Here is a 16,141-nt window from a genome sequence, read left to right as displayed (position 1 = left end):
TGAAAATAGCACATCCAAAATACTTGTTTACTTTTCCCAAAGCAAGCGGTTGTTGAATAACTTTTCCAAAGTTTTAGAACTTTGGAAAAGTTAAATGCACCGTTTCAATAGTTTTATTATTTTTAGGGTATGGAAAACAAGAAACCTAACGAAAAGCAGATCGAAGAAATAGCCGATTTACTGGACTGTGGGATGCTGTGCTTCTATCACCGGTCGACAGGAACCATCGAATCCCATCCTGACCCGGATGATCCCTTTTTCGATCCCGAACCCTGGGAGGACCTTATGGAAAAAATCGAAGCAGACTGGACCAATTATGACCGGTTTGAAAAAATGGAATCCCGGGAGGCCTATCAGGTAATGGAAAAATTTGCCTTCTCATTGGATGATGCTGTTTTCAGGGAAGAAATATTACAGGAATTGTCAAAGCGAAAACCTTTTCAGCACTTTAAGATGCTGATCGACGATTCGGAATACCGTCAGGATTGGTTTGATTTTAAGAAAAAAGCCTATATTGAATTTGTGAAAGAACAAATTGATGGGATGTAGAGAAGATTTAAGGTATTCGTAAGGTCAAGACCTGTCAGGTTTTGGAAACCTGACAGGTCTTCACGGACACCAACTAGAAAATGAAAATGATTCGGCATTAAACAATAGGCATAAGTATCTACTACTTTTTCGAGGTATTTATTATACTGTTGTAAAAAAAACCGGTAATTCTCCTTGTCTCTGAAAAGGTTTTCCGCTCCGTTTGCGTGGTTAAAGATATGGTAGGATTGGCCCGGTTCCATTGTTGTTTGCAAATTAGCTTTCCCAAAGTTTTGAAACTTTGGGAAAGCTTGAACTATTGAAACTACTTTTTTTTGTTAAAATTTAAGAATTTAAGAATGAATTTTTGACCAAATCCAATTGAAAAACCATTTTTTTGGCAATTACCACTTCAGCATCCTTTTATTTTGTTTCTTCAATTTGAGCAATCTCATTTTTAAGAAATTCAACCTTTATCGGAAAAGCGGAGTCCTCAAAGCACAAGTCTTTCTACTAACTTTGCCAAAGTTGTAAACTTTGGCAAAGTTAATGCCTTCCTGATAAGACCGGACAGGTTATGAACTTTTACCTGTTTTAAAAAATCCGTAAATTCCGTCCAGAAATCAAACCTATAAACCCAATCCACCATGATCCGAATAGCTGTATGTTTCTTTTTCCTTGTGTCCAGCCTAAACCTTACTGCCCAATCCATTGAGCAGGATATTGAGCAGTACCGAAAAGGTCAACTCATCATCGAATCCAGTCCGGGGGCAGAAGTTTCGGTAAAGCAGCTTTCCCATGAATTCTGGTTTGGGGCGGCCATCGCCAATGGGCTGGGATCGGGAAGCATGGATCCGGAAGACCTTCGCCAATATAAAGCCCGTTTCCTGGAAAACTTCAATAGCGCCGTCACTGAAAACGCCCTCAAATGGGCCAATATGGAAGCAGAAAAAGGAAAGGTAAACCACCAAACAGTGGAAGGAATCCTGCAATGGACGGAAGAAAACGATATTCCCCTGCGGGGACATAATTTGTTCTGGGGAATAGACAAGTTTGTACAGCCCTGGGTGAAGGAGCTGAGCGATGCCGAGCTGGAAGCCACGATCAGAGACAGGGCCATTTCCATCGCCAGCCGTTACAAAGGTCGCTTTGTGGAATACGACCTGAACAATGAGATGATTCATGGCAATTATTACGAAGACCGGCTGGGGCCGGATATTACAGCAAAAATGGTGGAATGGGTATTGGAAGGAGATCCTGATGCCAAAATGTACCTCAACGATTATGATATCCTCACGGGAAACCGACTGGGAGATTATATGGCTCAAATCAGGAAGCTGCTGGCGCAAGGCGTGCCCATTGCTGGTATTGGGGTACAAGGCCACCTGCATGGTAGCACCTTCGACAGATTGGCCCTGAAAGCCAGCCTGGACTCACTGGCCCAATTTGGCCTGCCTATTCGGATCACGGAGTTTAACATGCCTGGTCAGCGTTCCAAATTTTATAAAGACAGCCAACTCGCCATGACTTCTGAAGAGGAGGCCCAAAATGCCAGGGAATTGGTGGATTATTACCGCATTTGTTTTGCGCACCCGGCAGTAGAAGGAATCCTGATGTGGGGATTCTGGGAAGGTGTCAATTGGATTCCCTCCTCTTCCCTTTATACCCGGGATTGGAAAGCCAAACCGGCTGCTGAAGCCTATCAGGAGTTGATTTTCAATACCTGGTGGACTGAAAACAGTGGCTTCACTGATAATACCGGACATTATGCTGTTCCTGCTTTTTATGGGACCTATCGGATAACTGTCGATGGGAAATCCAAAATAATTTCCCACACCAAAGACCCGGGAGAAACAAAAGCGGAATTTCCCAAGCGTTGATGTATCACTGGTAATCAGATTCGGTCAGGCTTTCCAATACTGATTGTTGCCAGCTTCTCAGTTGGTCCTCCATATTTCCGGCAATTTCTGCCTGGGTGTCAATCAAATTCTTTTCTTCAGCAGGATCGGAGCGGATATCAAACAATTCCCTTTTGGCATCCTCTCCCGTTCCCCCGTGAATCACCAACTTGTATTGGTTGTCCAACAAAGCTCTTGGGCCAGAAAAATCTTCTTCCCGAATATCCGTTTGGTGGAAGTTTTTAAAATTTCTAGTTGCGATACCCCCCATCAATTTAACCAATGGAGTCGTTCCCTTTTGAAGCTCCGGATCGATATAATCTTCCAGTCCTTCACCAGCATTTCTTGGCCGACCATTCCAGAATGCAATGGGTGCTGGCCTTTGAGGCATCCTGTTTTCCATCATGGGCAACAAACTGATACCATCAATGGGCAGCTCAGGCAAATCTGCTCCAATAATATCCAACAATGTGGGCATTACATCAGAGGAAACGGCATTGGCATCACTTACTATGGGTTGTTTGATTTTGGCCGGCCATTCTAAAACCGCAGGAACCCGTATACCTCCCTCATACACATCTCCTTTTTGCCCACGGAAAGGCACGGTAGCATTGGCTTCCTGAGGAGTGCCATTGTCTCCAAAATACCAAAGCAGGGTATTGCTTCTTTGCCCCTTTTCTTCCAGGTAATCTCTTAACTGTCCGATGGATCTGTCCATGGCTGTGATTTCCGCAAACCGCTCTTGTAAAACGTTCCGTTGCAGGCGCTCTACCCTGGACCCGGTTTCATTAGAGGTGAGGTTGACCATGCGGTCTCCAAAATTTTCCGGCAGATCCTCATACAAAGCCAGGTCCTCAGGCGTTCCACTGTAGGGTTCGTGAGGAGATCCATACCAGATCACCACAAAGAAAGGTTCGTTTTTCTCCATGGCCTTATCCATGAATTTTTGGGCTTCACGGACCAGAATCTCAGAACTTTCTCCCTCAAATATTACCGGCTCTGCGCCATTGACCGAAAGCGGAGGATCCATTTCAAAAAAATTGTCATGGGAGATGTATTCTTCAAAACCAAGAGCTGCCGGATTGGTAGGTGAACCGGTTTTTACCGGCCCCAGGTGCCATTTTCCATAGTGCGCTGTGGTATAACCGGCATCCTTCATCAGACTGGCAATGCTGATTTCTTCCGGCCGGATGGAATATCCCGGAGTGAATGTACCATACCGGTTGGGGTGTCTGCCAGTAATGATACTTCCACGTGTGGGGGAGCAAACCGGGGAAGCAGAATAAAAGCGATTCATTCTCAGGCCGGCAGCAGCCATCTCATCCAGCACGGGTGTCTGCAGGTAAGGGTGACCATTATAACCCGTCTCATCCCAGCCATGATCATCCCCCAAAAGTAGGACCACATTGGGCAAGGCAGGATTGGTTTGTTCCTGGCTCCTTTGCTGGCAGGAAATCAGCACTGACAAGAGCAAAATAAAATATAAATAGAGCGGGTTTTGGGTGATTTTTTTCATCAAATGGTTATTTAATCTGGGATTGAAAATTAAGTTTCTTTTCTTCTCTTTCCAAATAGCTGTTGATCTCCGCTTCGATCAACCGATGAGGCTCTGCCATTTTCCGCACCAAAGCGGGTTGTGATTCGGCCAAATTAACCTTTTCTGCCGGATCTTCACGGAGATTAAACAACATCCATGGATCTTCAGGCTTCTCCCTTAAAATTTTATACTCTCCCCAAATAAGAGCCGCATGAGACTGGTATTTAAAAAACAGGGAGGCATGGGGAGAATGAATAGTTTCTCCTGTTAGCACCGGAAGGGGGTTTTTACCATCAATAAACCTATCCTGTGGCAATTCCGCACCTGCCAGATTTGCCACAGCTACAAAAAGATCCGGGGACCAAAGCCGGGTGCTTATGGTGGAATTGGCCTTGATTTTACCGGGCCACCTGGCTATGGCTGGCACATGAATGCCTCCCTCCCATAGCGTAACGCCGGCCCCATTGAAGGGGGCGTTGGACTGAATATCCAGATAGGGATAAAAAGCGCCGTTGTCTGAATAGAAGAAAACAAAAGTATTGTCGGCAATGCCCAATTCATCCAAACTCTCCATTAACCTGCCGATGGCCCTATCAATGGCAGTAACTACAGCATTGAATCTCTTTTTGGGGTCTTTTTCATCCGGACTCAGACCATAGGCATCAAAGGCATAGTCTGGAGCCTTCCAAATATTTGGCTCTCCGGGATCAATGTTCCTGTCTCCCGGATGGTGAGGCGCATCAAAGGGAAGATAAACCATCCAGGGAGTTTCCTGGGAAGATTTTTCCCGGATATAGTCAATGGCTGCATCAGCAAATAAATCCGTACTGTATTCCCCATGCCGGTTGACGGCTGTGGTATTGTGGTACAAATCCTTTCTGCCTGCATATACATGCGTGAAATGATCGGCATTTCCTGAAGCAATCCCAAGAAACTCATCAAAGCCCCTTTCAGTAGGCCTGGATCCAGGTGCAAAGCCAATATTCCATTTTCCAAATGCCGCAGTAGCATATCCATGAGGGCTTTTTTTCACCACCTGAGGTAAAATGATTTCCGACTGTGGGAGGCCTATCCCATAATTGCCTTCCAGACCTACCAGTTGTTCATGGAGTTTGTTGCGCTGAGGAATCCTTCCGGTTAACAAGGCTGCACGTGAGGCGGTACAGGTGGGAGAAGCCGTGTAGAAATTCTTCAACCTGGCACCCTGATCGGCCAGCTTATCGAGGTTTGGCGTAAGTATGGGAGAGGAATTGTTAAAGGGTTTGAGATCTCCGTACCCAACGTTGTCTACCGTGATAATCAGTATATTTGGTGGCGGGTCCGCGGTGGCGCCAATGCTTTCCGACGACGCAGCTACTATGCAGCCAGGCAGCAATACCAAAGGTGACATCAACCCGAATAGCATGCGGAATATTCTTTTTTTTGGTTTATAAAATCCTAACATCTCATTTTTATTCAGGTCAGATAGCGGTTCTTTTTCGGCTGGTCCCGGCATATTTAAGGGACCAAGATGTGACAAAAAAACCATTGAGTCAACTCCACATAAATTACAGGTAATCTATCATTTAACAAATTCCATTTCATGTTTTTATTAACCTTTTTCCGGAAGATCGTTTTCCCGAAGTTCCTGAAGCTTTTGCCGGAGGATTTCCTGCATCTCTTCTACCCTGTGCTGATAAGCCGGAAAATGAGCCAGGTTGGTGTATTGTTTGGGATCTATTTCCATATCAAACAATTCCATCCCTTCCTCACCATTCTCTCCGTATTGGATAAAGGCCCATTTCTCATTTCGTATCAGAAAAGTATGGGTTCCCCTCCAAACGTTGACCGAGAAAGCAAAGTCTCTGGTTTGATGGGTTGGATCTTCCAATATTGGGGCAAAACTGATACCCTGGATCTCATCTACCGGTTTGATTCCCGTTAGTTCGGCGATGGTAGGATACAAATCAATCAATTCGACAAAAGAATCAGAAACCTGTGCTTGCATTCCCGGAACTTTCACGATCAAAGGCACCCTGGAGGATTCTTCCTTCAAACTGACTTTCATCCAGAAATCGTGTTCGCCCAGGTGAAACCCATGGTCTGATGTGAAGACCACTATGGTATTGTCATCCAGTCCCTCTTCCTCCAGGGTTTGCAATATTTTACCGACCTGCGCATCCATATAAGAAACAGAGGCATAATAGGCTCCAATCGCCTTTTTCTGTTGCTCTTCCGTCATTTTAGCATTCAGCGTGGTGACATAGTTGATACCTTTTTCCGGAATATCATCCCAATCTCCCAGCACCTTAGGTGGCAATACTACTTGCTCATAAGGATAGCGGTCAAAGTAATTTTTAGGAGCGACGAAAGGCACATGAGGCCTCACCAGGCCTACGGCCAGAAAGAAAGGCTCATCCTTGAATTTTCGGATCAGCTCGGACGCTTTTTGAGCGGTCTTCCCATCGGAATGCACCAGGTCATCTCCATCTGCTTTGACAATGGTCATCACATTTCCACCCTTTCTGGGCAATAAACCATAGGGGTTGTTTTGAACCAGTTCCGCCGCTCCTTCGGCCGTCCATTCCGGTCCCTGACTGTTGTACCTTTCGTTCCAGGAAGCTTCGTCATCCGTACCGTTCGAGCCCTTTTCGATATCACCAGGCACTCCCATATGGAAGATTTTACTCACACGGGCGGTGTGCCATCCTTTTTCCTTAAAAAGTTGGGGCCACATTTTTTTATCAGGCCCGATATTTTCTCTCCCACTGACATAGCCAAAAGTCCCGGTGGCATGCGGGTAGTAGCCCGACATCATGGAAGCCCTGGAAGGACCACAGACAGGATACTGACAGTAGGCCTGTGTAAACCGGGTACCTTCACTGGCCAATCGGTCAATATTGGGCGTATAACCGGCACTATTTTCATAGGAAGAAACAGCGGTAGTAGTAAGGTCATCGGAAATGATAAACAAAATATTGGGTTTTTCGCCGGACTGGGCAAAGCTGGAAATCCAGCCAATCAGCAACAATCCGAGAAGTAAATGCTTTTTGTTCATGGGTTAGTTTTTTAGGAATAATGAAGTACAAAAAAGACAAAAAATCCCCCCGAAAAAAACCGGAGGGATTTTTTTATCAATAGCCTGCATTCTGTGTCAAATTGGTATTTAACTCCCGTTCCCGCTGGGGAATGGGCCACAGGTAATCCCTGGCTGGATCAAAGGACCTGTCAAAGCCGTCAAGCCGGATTTGCTTCCATTCATCATCTTCTTCATAAAAGCGTCCCATAGGCACACCCGGCATAACTTGTTCTGCCAGCTGCCACCTGCGGATATCAAACAAGCGAAAACCTTCAAAGGCCAGTTCCACTGATCTTTCAGCCCGGACAAACGCTCTCAATTCATTGGCAGTGGGCGCCATTTCGGTGGTAACCGGGGGTAGATTCACACTTTCACGCTGCCTCACTTCATTAATGGCATCATAGACAGTCTGGTCGATTTCTCCAAGCTCGATCTTTGCTTCTGCGTAGGTCAGCAATATCTCTGCATAGCGCATCAGGATAATGTTTAACCCGGAATTAGAAGGGTTGGTATAATCTTCTTCGTCTACGTATTTCCGGATATTGTACCCGGTGGCAGTAGAATAAACCGTTATCTGTACCGCATCAGATCCATCCGTCCCGGGGGTAGAACCATAAATGCCACCATCAGGAAGAGGAGTGCGTTCAGAAATGAAGACTGATTGGTACAATCTGGGGTCTCTGTTTTCCATTGGTTGCTGTGGGTCGTATCCGCTTTGAGGATCAGTGATCGGAAGGCCATTCGCCATGGGATATAGGTCGATCATGCTCTGGGTGGGAACGTAAAGGCTACCTGTACTACCTGGTATCTGACTCCAGGGTGCTGCAGTGGCATAAATGTTATGTGAATTGACATCTGCAGCAAATTCTCTGGCCAAAATAACTTCCTGGTTGTTTTCTCCTTCGTATTGAAACATTTCGAAATAATCCGGATACAAGGCATACTCCTGACTATCCATAATGGTTTTGGCCGTAGAAGCAGCCTCGGCATACCTGCCTGCATAGAGCATGGCCCTGGCCCGAAGACCCAAAGCAGCTCCCTTTCCAATTCTGCTACCATTCTGGTAGGGAAGCCAGTCGGCAGCCTGATTTAATTCAGTAGAGACAAAATCCCAGATTTCATTTACCGGATCTCGGGTGACTGATCTTCCTGTCTCTATATCAAGCCCTGTGGTAATTAAAGGAACATCCCCAAAAAGCATTGCCAATTTGATATAATGATACGCACGAAGTGTCATTACCTCGCCCTTTAGTCTATTGATGGCATCCTGATCATCTTCGGCTACCTGATCTATGTTATCCATAAAATCATTGGCTCTTCGTATCGCTTGATAAGCATCCTGCCATTCATTAAAATACCTTCCTGAGGCTATGGTACCGAATCCTCGCTGAAGTTCTACATTGGCATTGAATGGGTGGTTGGTCAGTAAATGATCGGTCAACCCATCATAGGAGAATATACCGGTTCCGTCCAGCGTAGGATACACCGCATTGGCTGCAAATTCGGCATCACCTAATGTTTGCCAGAATATTTCTTTTGAAATTCTATCGTTGGGTATGGTTTCCAGCAAATCAGGTTGGCAAGCCATCCAAGGGATAGTCAAAATGGAAATCCATATTTTTATATTACTTAATTTTTTCATCGTTGTCTTATTTTTAGAATCGAACATTGGCACCTAATGAATACATGCTTACCTGAGGGTAATATTGTCCTCTTCCGGAAGGAATTTCCGGGTCCAGATCCCAGCGGTTTAGTTCAGAAAAAGTCAACAGATTGGTTGCCCCTACATATAACCGGATTCTCTCAACCGCAAGTCTATCTATTATGACAGCAGGCAAACTATACCCAAGTACAATATTCTTCAGACGCAGGTAGGAGGCATCTATCAGTTGTGTATCGGAAGTTTGAAAGTTTCTGGGATCTCCCTTGATGGGACGCGGAAACTCTGCATTGGGATTCTCAGGTGTCCAATAATTGTCTGTGTAAATGGCGTGGGTAAAGGTCTCATAAGTAGCAATTTGCTGAAATGCACCATCCAATCTGGTTTTATGTCCTGAGGCCCCTTGAAATTGAAGAAATAAATCGAAGTTTCCGTAGGTGAAATTTCCGTTCATTCCAAAATCAAACCTTGGGAAAGACAAACCGAGGTATTGGTGGTCTTCCTCATTGATGATGCCATCATCGTTCATATCCAGGTATTTGACATCTCCGGGAGCTGTATTTGGACGCAAATTTGGGTAATTATCTGCTTCTTCCTGGGTTTGGAACACCCCATCAGTAAGGTATCCCCAATGGGAATTGATGGGTAATCCTTCTTCGATGATAAAACGAGGAGCCGTGGTACCTCCAGAAATATAGGGACCGGAGTTAACCAGGTCCAGCACTTCATTGGTATTGTCGCTGAAATTAAGGCCCAGGTCATAAGTAAGCTTTTGCCCTCCCCGCAGGTTTAGTCCGATTTCATAACCTTCATTTTTAACCTTGCCCGCATTTTGAACCGGCGCACCAAGGCCTATTAGGGCAGGTATGGGTAATTGCAACAGTATCCCATCTGTAAGTTTATTGTAATAATCGAAAGTTACAGACAGCCTGTCATCAAAAAGCCCCATATCAAAACCAATATTGGTTTGGTAGGTAGTTTCCCAGGTAAGGTTTTGATTGGCCAGGTTGGACTGGGCAAAGCCTTGCACCGGCGACTCATTGAAGGAGTAATTAATGGCACTCAATGTCTCAAAATAGGTATATAGACCTACTGCCTGGTTTCCTGTTGCTCCCCTGGATCCCCTTAACTTAAATTCGTTTACGGTCTCCTTCAGGTCCAGCCAGAAATTTTCTTCGGATAGCCTCCATCCTGCCGAGAAAGAGGGAAAGAAACTGTAGCGATTATCTGCACTAAATCTCGACGATCCGTCATACCTGCCATTGAGTTCAAGAAAATATTTGTTGCTGAAGTTATAGTTAAAACGGGCAAAGTAAGATCTCAAGCCCCATTCGGCATCAAATCCATTGGCGTCCCGGTTTTCGTTCGAACCTTGACTGAGCGATTGAACGTCATTGTTATAGAATTCCTGCCGGAAGCCACTCATTTGATTGGATTGATTCTGAATGGTAGAATACCCCAGCAATCCCGTAAACGTATGACTTTCAATCGTTTTGGTATAATTCAGCAAAGTGTTAAGGGTGTATTCATTCAGATAACTTCTGAATTCAGTCAACCGGTTAATTTGTCTTTGGGCAACCCGTCCGTTTAGGGGGTCCCTATTGTAGTACCGATCGGAAAATGTTTTAATTTGACGGTTGTCATTTCTCAGGGCATATTGGGTGGAAAAGTTAAGCCCTGGTAAGATCTCATAATCAAATTTGATACTTCCTGTTAGATAGTCGTTGATTGTCCTGCTTTCTCCGGTTAGCTCTGCAAAAATAAGGGGGTTGTTTACCTGCGGCCCCAGGCCATACTCTCCTGTTTCATAGCGCGGCCAGGAGAATTTACTGGCATGAAGAATATATTGAAAGACCCTTGATTCCCCATCACCGGAGGCAGATAGACCTGCAGGCTGTATAGAGTTTTTAGTCCGGTAGTTCAAATCACCAGAAAACCTGATTTTCTCCGATGCTTTAAAGTCCAGGTTCATCCGGAATTCATTCAGTTCGTCACTAAAGTTAGGAGCGATACCTTCAATTTCCTGGTGCCTGAGACTAAACCGACCATTAAATTCTTCACTTCCCCCACTTACAGCAAGGGTATGGTTTTGCTGTGGAGCCACATCTAACATGCCCAAATGATCTCTTCTGAAATAGGGGTATGGCAAAGGATATTCAGGACTTGGGGCATTGGCAACGTATTCCTGAATGTAGGCATCAGTATAGGGAATCGGCCTTCCGGCATTGGCATGTGCCACATTTTCCAACCTGAGGTAACTACCTACATCCATGTGTTCGGGACGGTTGGTCACGTCTTGAAGGGCGTAATAGCCATCGTAAGATACGTTGATTTTACCGGCCTTACCCCTTTTGGTAGTTACCAGAATAACCCCATTTGCTGCCCTTGAACCGTAGATAGCAGCTGAGGAAGCATCCTTCAGGACCGTCACTGATTCAATATCGTTGGGATTGATATCGTTGATCCTTTGTTCGATTCCATCTACTATTATCAGCGGATTATTGTTTCCCAGCGTGGTAATTCCCCTGATCCGGATGTTTACATTGTTATTGCCCGGTCTTCCGCCCTGATCAACCACGGTCACGCCCGGTGCAAAGCCCTGCAGGGATTGTTGAAAGTCCGCAACCGGTCTTCTTTCCAATACCTCTCCGGAAACAGCTGCAAGGGAATTGGTAACGGATAACTTTTCCTGAACACCATATCCCACCACTACCACTTCATCCAATGACTTTTGGTCTTCTTCCAGGGTAATTTCCAATTGGGTTTGGTTTCCAGGGGTAATGCGCTGGGATTGGTAACCAATAAAAGAAATCAGGATCACAGCACCATCAGGAACATCCAATTGAAAGGAACCATCTATGTCGGTAACGGTTCCGGTGGACATTCCCTCAATCACCACTGTTGCTCCGGGAATGGGTTCTCCATTTACATCCTTTACGACTCCTTTCACCGGGTCATACAAGTCATGGGCCGGATCACTTATTTCTTCTTCATCTTTCATCGATCCAACATAAATGGTTTTGTTTACCTGCTTGAATTTAAGGCGGGTAACTTTAGCCACCGCTGCAAGTACATTATAAACGGATTGATTGCCAGTTTGCAATTTTAATGTGGACGCAGCATCAAATAAATCATCAGCAAAAATAACATGGAAATCAGTTTGGTCCTCGAGTTCCTTAATGATATCTCCAAGGGGCCAATCTGCCTTGTTAATCCGTATAAATGTTTCATCGATGGGTTTGATTTGAGCTTCGGTATCATTGGCCAGCAAAGTGGTCAAAAACAAAGACTGAAGCACCAATCCATACAGGAGTTGACGTGATACCATCTTTATTAGGTAAAGTATGTTTCTTTTCATAATTTTAATCGTTTTTATTGTTTATACACATAAGAGCAGGCAGGGTAAACCAGGACATTTGGCGATGGAAAGGTTTATCCTGCATTATTTTATCATAGGCTATTGGGAATAAATGGTGACAACATTATTTTCTAATTCATGGGTGAAGTCCAGGGTAAAACCCAGACCTGTAAGCAAATTATCTAGATTATCGTTGGTAAAAGTACCTGATACAGTCCTGTCTAAATCCAGGTGACCCCGGGTCTTAATGGATACCCCATACCAATTTTCAAGGGACTCCATTATGTTTTTCATATTTTCATTTTTAAAATGTATCAATCCGTCCTTCCATAAAAAAGGATCCTGGCTTTCAATCGTGGCCAGTTGGAGTTTTTCCGGATTTCCCTGTCTGTATGCTGCCAGTTGGCCTGGGTCCAATACCAGGATCCCCTCTTTCTCTTTATTGATTTTAACACTGACTTTACCTTCCAAAAGAGCCACATCAGTATTTTTTCCCTGGGATCTAATATTGAATTTTGTACCCAATACTTCAGTGGTCAATTCACCTGAATGTACCCTGAAAGGGCGGTTTGAATCGTGGCTTACTTCAAAAAAGGCCTCCCCTTCCAGAAACACTTCCCTTGAATCCCGGGCAAATTTTTCGGGAAAACGAATTTTCGAGTTGGCATTTACACAAATTTTACTTGCGTCAGGCAGCTCCAATGCCAATTTCTGTCCTGGCAAAACACTTCTTTCTATCCATTGGACCGTACTATTCATTTCTTCAGGATGGCCTTGATGCTCATTCATTACCTGAAAGCCCAAAAATGCAAGCCCTATAAGTAAAATCCAGGCAGCCGCTGATCGAATCAATGCCAGGTTAAAAATAGATTCATGCTGAAAGGCAGGCTGCTTGTTTTTTTGGATCCTGGAATTAATTTTAGCCAGGAGGCGCTCATTGCGTTCCACGTCTCTTGGGGCATGTTTCTTTTGGTACCAGACCTCCTCGAGCATTTCTTCCATTTGATGGTCAGAGCCTGGTTGTTCCAGCCAGGCTTGTACCTGCTTTATTTCGGAAGGATTTGCCCGCCCGGCTATATATCTTCTAATGATAGATTTATCCAATGTATTCGTCCTTTAATAAGAATACACCAGTTTCGAAATTTATACTTAAAGGAATTTCAGAAAAGAACCAAAACCCCAACTAAAAAAAGGGTAAGAAACCCAATATTACCAAATTATATATGTTAATATGAAGAAAAAAATAGATCTATCTAAATTTTTACTATTAAAAAACTTTTTTCCCAAATAAAGATGGTGTTCTATGGTCCTGATAGAAAGTTTTAATTTATTCGCAATTTCCTTATTGGACAATCCCTCTACCCTGCTGAGCATGAATACCCGCTGTTGAACTTCCGGCATTTCGCCAATCCTGTTCATCGCCTGTAGCTTGCTTTCCTGGAAGCATATCCTTTGGAGCGTGTCTTGCTGATCCATTTGAGATTCGGCAGGAATGGCTGAAAGGTCACAGTGCCTTTTGATGTTGCGGAGGCGATTCAAAATCTCATTCTTTACCGATCTGAAAAGATAGGCAGCAATACTCTTTGCCGGATCCAATTGTTGCCTTTTTTCCCAAATATTAACAAAAATGATTTGTACAACTTCCTCCGCTTCATCCGGATTCCCAATAAAAGCATCAGCAAAACCCAACATTTTATCCACGTACCGCCGATAAAGTTCTTCAAAGGCGGATTGGTCTCCCTGCCGGATCAGGAGCACTATTTCAGATTCTTTACGTTTGGAATGATTTGTCATTTAATCCATGTCCTTACTAACAGAATTAAATTAAGCAAAAATTTATCATATTTTCCAGCACCAGGTAAAACTTCATCCAGGATTTTAGAATTTTCCGTAATTACCCTTCAAACCGCTCCTCATTCACGACCTTTCCCAATACATCCCTGTGCTCAAATAAAATTTCCGGTGTTTGGGCATTGCGATGAACACGAATGCTTAAAAAGCCCCCCTTCAGCCGTAGAAACCGGTGCTCCGGCCGTACATCTCCTTCCTTCCAGCCTTGGGAATGGCAGTCACTTACCGGACCCGAACCAAATTCCATGAGGCCGGTTTCCTTGTCCTGCGAAACGTATTGCCAATGCCTGTCCCCATTGACCACATACATGTTGGGCTGTCCTGAAAGAAAATTCCTCAACCACTCGCCCTCGTGCCGAAAACTTTCATTGGCATGGTTGTCTGTTTTATTTTCCCGGTCGGGTCCCACTACCGGAGTGGCGGTAAAAAGGATTTTAAAAGTGGCATCTGAGGCTTCCACACTTTCCTGAAACCATTCTTTCTGCTCATCTCCCCAAATGGTCTTCTCCGGACCATCTTCCAGGGTGTTTTCAGAGCGGTATTCCCTTCCTTCTACCAGCCATACCTGCAAGTCTTTGCCCCAACGAAGCGTCCGGTAAGGCTTTCCTTCAATGGGCACATTTTCATACCAAAGTTTCAGTCCATCATCAAAGGTAAGATCACCATAAGGCCCTTTTCCCCGGTACATGTCATCTTTGAGCAAATCGTGGTCATCCTTGACCATATATACCGGAACCTCCTTGTAAAAATCCCTAAGGGACAACCAGCCATCCATGGCATGCCATTTGTGCCTGGCTTTCTCCAGATTTTTGGCCAGGGGTCCGGGCTTATCATAATAGATATAATCTCCTGTATGTATAAAAAAATCTGGCTCCAGACGTCGCATGCTATCGTACGTCTGAAATCCCCTTCGCTCATCATCAAAACTCCAGAAATACTGGCAAGTGGAGGTGGTGAAAAATACAGGAGCTGGTTCTGTATCGGAAGGAGGTGTTTTGAAACTACCGATTTCTTTCCTGATCGTATTATTGTCTACTGCCTTCGCCTCCCATTCTACCTGATAGGCTGTATTTGGCTGAAGGCCCTTTACGGGAATTTTTACTGTAAAATCATCAGCCGCCTTTGCAGCCTGCCAGGAAGAATTGTAAACTGACCGGCCACTTTTGGTGGAAACCTTTGCCCTCACCAGGCCTGGGCATCCCGAGACCGCTCCATCCATTTCTGAAACCGGCTGTTCTTCATCAAAATCTATGGGATGACGGAATACTTTTTCCTGCCGCTGATGGCGTACCGGCTGCGGAAATTCCTGCCCGCAAAGCCGGGTCCACAACATGGCGGATTCCTTACCCACTTCAGCAATTTTGAACCCATTGGTGAAATAAACACCTGCATTGGTCTTTGAAATCAGTTCGAGTAACTGGTGAATGGGTCGGGCGATTATTTTCGGAATGGCTATCAGGGATAATAGACTCAATCCAGATTTCCTGAAAAAGTTTCTCCTGTTCGCTTGGTTCATGGGTAATTTGGTTTTTTATGGGTGTTATTATGACTTACTCAGAAAATCGGATCATATGACAGCTTCAACCAAGATCCGATAGGATTTAAGTGTTTCCTTAGATGAAGCGTAAGGTCATCCCATAGTATTCTTTGTCCGGGCGTATACCTGATTTGCTGGTGTCGATGGTTAAATTTAAACAAAAATTCCCTGACCTGTATGGTTTATAGCTTAATTGGCCAAACCAAACTTTTGCAATATTTGATTTCTATTGTCTAGCAATTAAAAAAATTACAGCCATTTAATTTCAAATGAAGCCAAAATTCCTTTCTGACCTGGACAATAGTAATTCACTTGTCTAATTAATACCTGATCTTATTCATGGTAATTAATCAAGAACTATTTTGTTAAATATTTGGTTTTTTGCTGGTCAATAGATTATCACTTAGTCTTGTAAATTGGCCCTTTTTTCCTCATTCTTTTTGTCTTGAAACAAAAAGAAACAAACCCGCCTCCCGGAGGGCAGGAAATTCAAGACAAAAAAATCCTTCTCCCCGCCATCCTGCCGCGCCCCCGGTTTTTTGTCAGCCCTACGCTCTTTTTATACATCAATAAGATTTTCGTTTTGATTGTCATTCTTTTAATTCAAATATTTTGAATTAGATCCGTCTTGCAAATTAACAAGGAATCTGTGGATTTAACTTTCACTGATGATTCTGAAAAACATATCCTTAAGGAAGTAGGTCATTTGGGCTA

10 protein-coding genes are annotated in these 16,141 nt (G+C 44.3%); 2 read left to right on the top strand and 8 right to left on the bottom strand.

Translation table 11 applies throughout. The annotated features are described in order from the left end of the window. Nucleotides 1-129 precede the first annotated feature (129 nt). Nucleotides 130-549 (top strand): hypothetical protein, encoded by a 420-nt coding sequence (locus tag G9Q97_RS10850; RefSeq protein WP_166146742.1) that lies wholly within the window; start codon nucleotides 130-132, stop codon nucleotides 547-549. A 626-nt stretch (nucleotides 550-1,175) separates the two neighbouring features. Next, nucleotides 1,176-2,408, top strand: coding sequence for an endo-1,4-beta-xylanase (locus tag G9Q97_RS10845; protein WP_166146741.1), 1,233 nt, complete (start codon nucleotides 1,176-1,178; stop codon nucleotides 2,406-2,408). 4 nt (nucleotides 2,409-2,412) lie between these two features. On the opposite strand, the gene G9Q97_RS10840 is transcribed toward G9Q97_RS10845, so the two are convergent. From G9Q97_RS10840 to G9Q97_RS10805, 8 genes are all read right to left on the bottom strand, one after another. Continuing rightward, nucleotides 2,413-3,942 (bottom strand): sulfatase family protein, encoded by a 1,530-nt coding sequence (locus G9Q97_RS10840; protein WP_166146740.1) that lies wholly within the window; start codon nucleotides 3,940-3,942, stop codon nucleotides 2,413-2,415. Between the two features lie 7 nt (nucleotides 3,943-3,949). Continuing rightward, nucleotides 3,950-5,458: a sulfatase-like hydrolase/transferase gene (locus G9Q97_RS10835; RefSeq protein WP_166146739.1), complete on the bottom strand. Its 1,509-nt coding sequence runs from the start codon at nucleotides 5,456-5,458 to the stop codon at nucleotides 3,950-3,952. Nucleotides 5,459-5,554: 96 nt separating this feature from the next. Further along, complete coding sequence (locus tag G9Q97_RS10830) at nucleotides 5,555-7,000, bottom strand: sulfatase (RefSeq protein ID WP_166146737.1); 1,446 nt, start codon at nucleotides 6,998-7,000, stop codon at nucleotides 5,555-5,557. 76 nt (nucleotides 7,001-7,076) lie between these two features. Beyond that, nucleotides 7,077-8,663, bottom strand: a complete 1,587-nt coding sequence (locus tag G9Q97_RS10825) for a RagB/SusD family nutrient uptake outer membrane protein (protein WP_166146735.1) — start codon at nucleotides 8,661-8,663, stop codon at nucleotides 7,077-7,079. A 13-nt stretch (nucleotides 8,664-8,676) separates the two neighbouring features. Continuing rightward, nucleotides 8,677-12,039, bottom strand: a complete 3,363-nt coding sequence (locus G9Q97_RS10820) for a SusC/RagA family TonB-linked outer membrane protein (protein ID WP_166146733.1) — start codon at nucleotides 12,037-12,039, stop codon at nucleotides 8,677-8,679. Nucleotides 12,040-12,138: 99 nt separating this feature from the next. Beyond that, entirely contained in the window at nucleotides 12,139-13,143 is a 1,005-nt protein-coding gene (locus tag G9Q97_RS10815; protein ID WP_166146731.1) for a FecR family protein, read from the bottom strand. Nucleotides 13,144-13,248: 105 nt separating this feature from the next. Further along, nucleotides 13,249-13,833, bottom strand: coding sequence for an RNA polymerase sigma-70 factor (locus G9Q97_RS10810; RefSeq protein ID WP_166146729.1), 585 nt, complete (start codon nucleotides 13,831-13,833; stop codon nucleotides 13,249-13,251). 100 nt (nucleotides 13,834-13,933) lie between these two features. Beyond that, nucleotides 13,934-15,406, bottom strand: a complete 1,473-nt coding sequence (locus tag G9Q97_RS10805) for an alkaline phosphatase D family protein (protein ID WP_166146727.1) — start codon at nucleotides 15,404-15,406, stop codon at nucleotides 13,934-13,936. Nucleotides 15,407-16,141 lie beyond the last annotated feature (735 nt).

Origin of the sequence: Cyclobacterium plantarum (genome assembly GCF_011290685.1) — a bacterium.
Lineage (GTDB): Bacteria > Bacteroidota > Bacteroidia > Cytophagales > Cyclobacteriaceae > Cyclobacterium > Cyclobacterium plantarum.
This window is presented reverse-complemented; position numbering and strand designations above follow the sequence as displayed.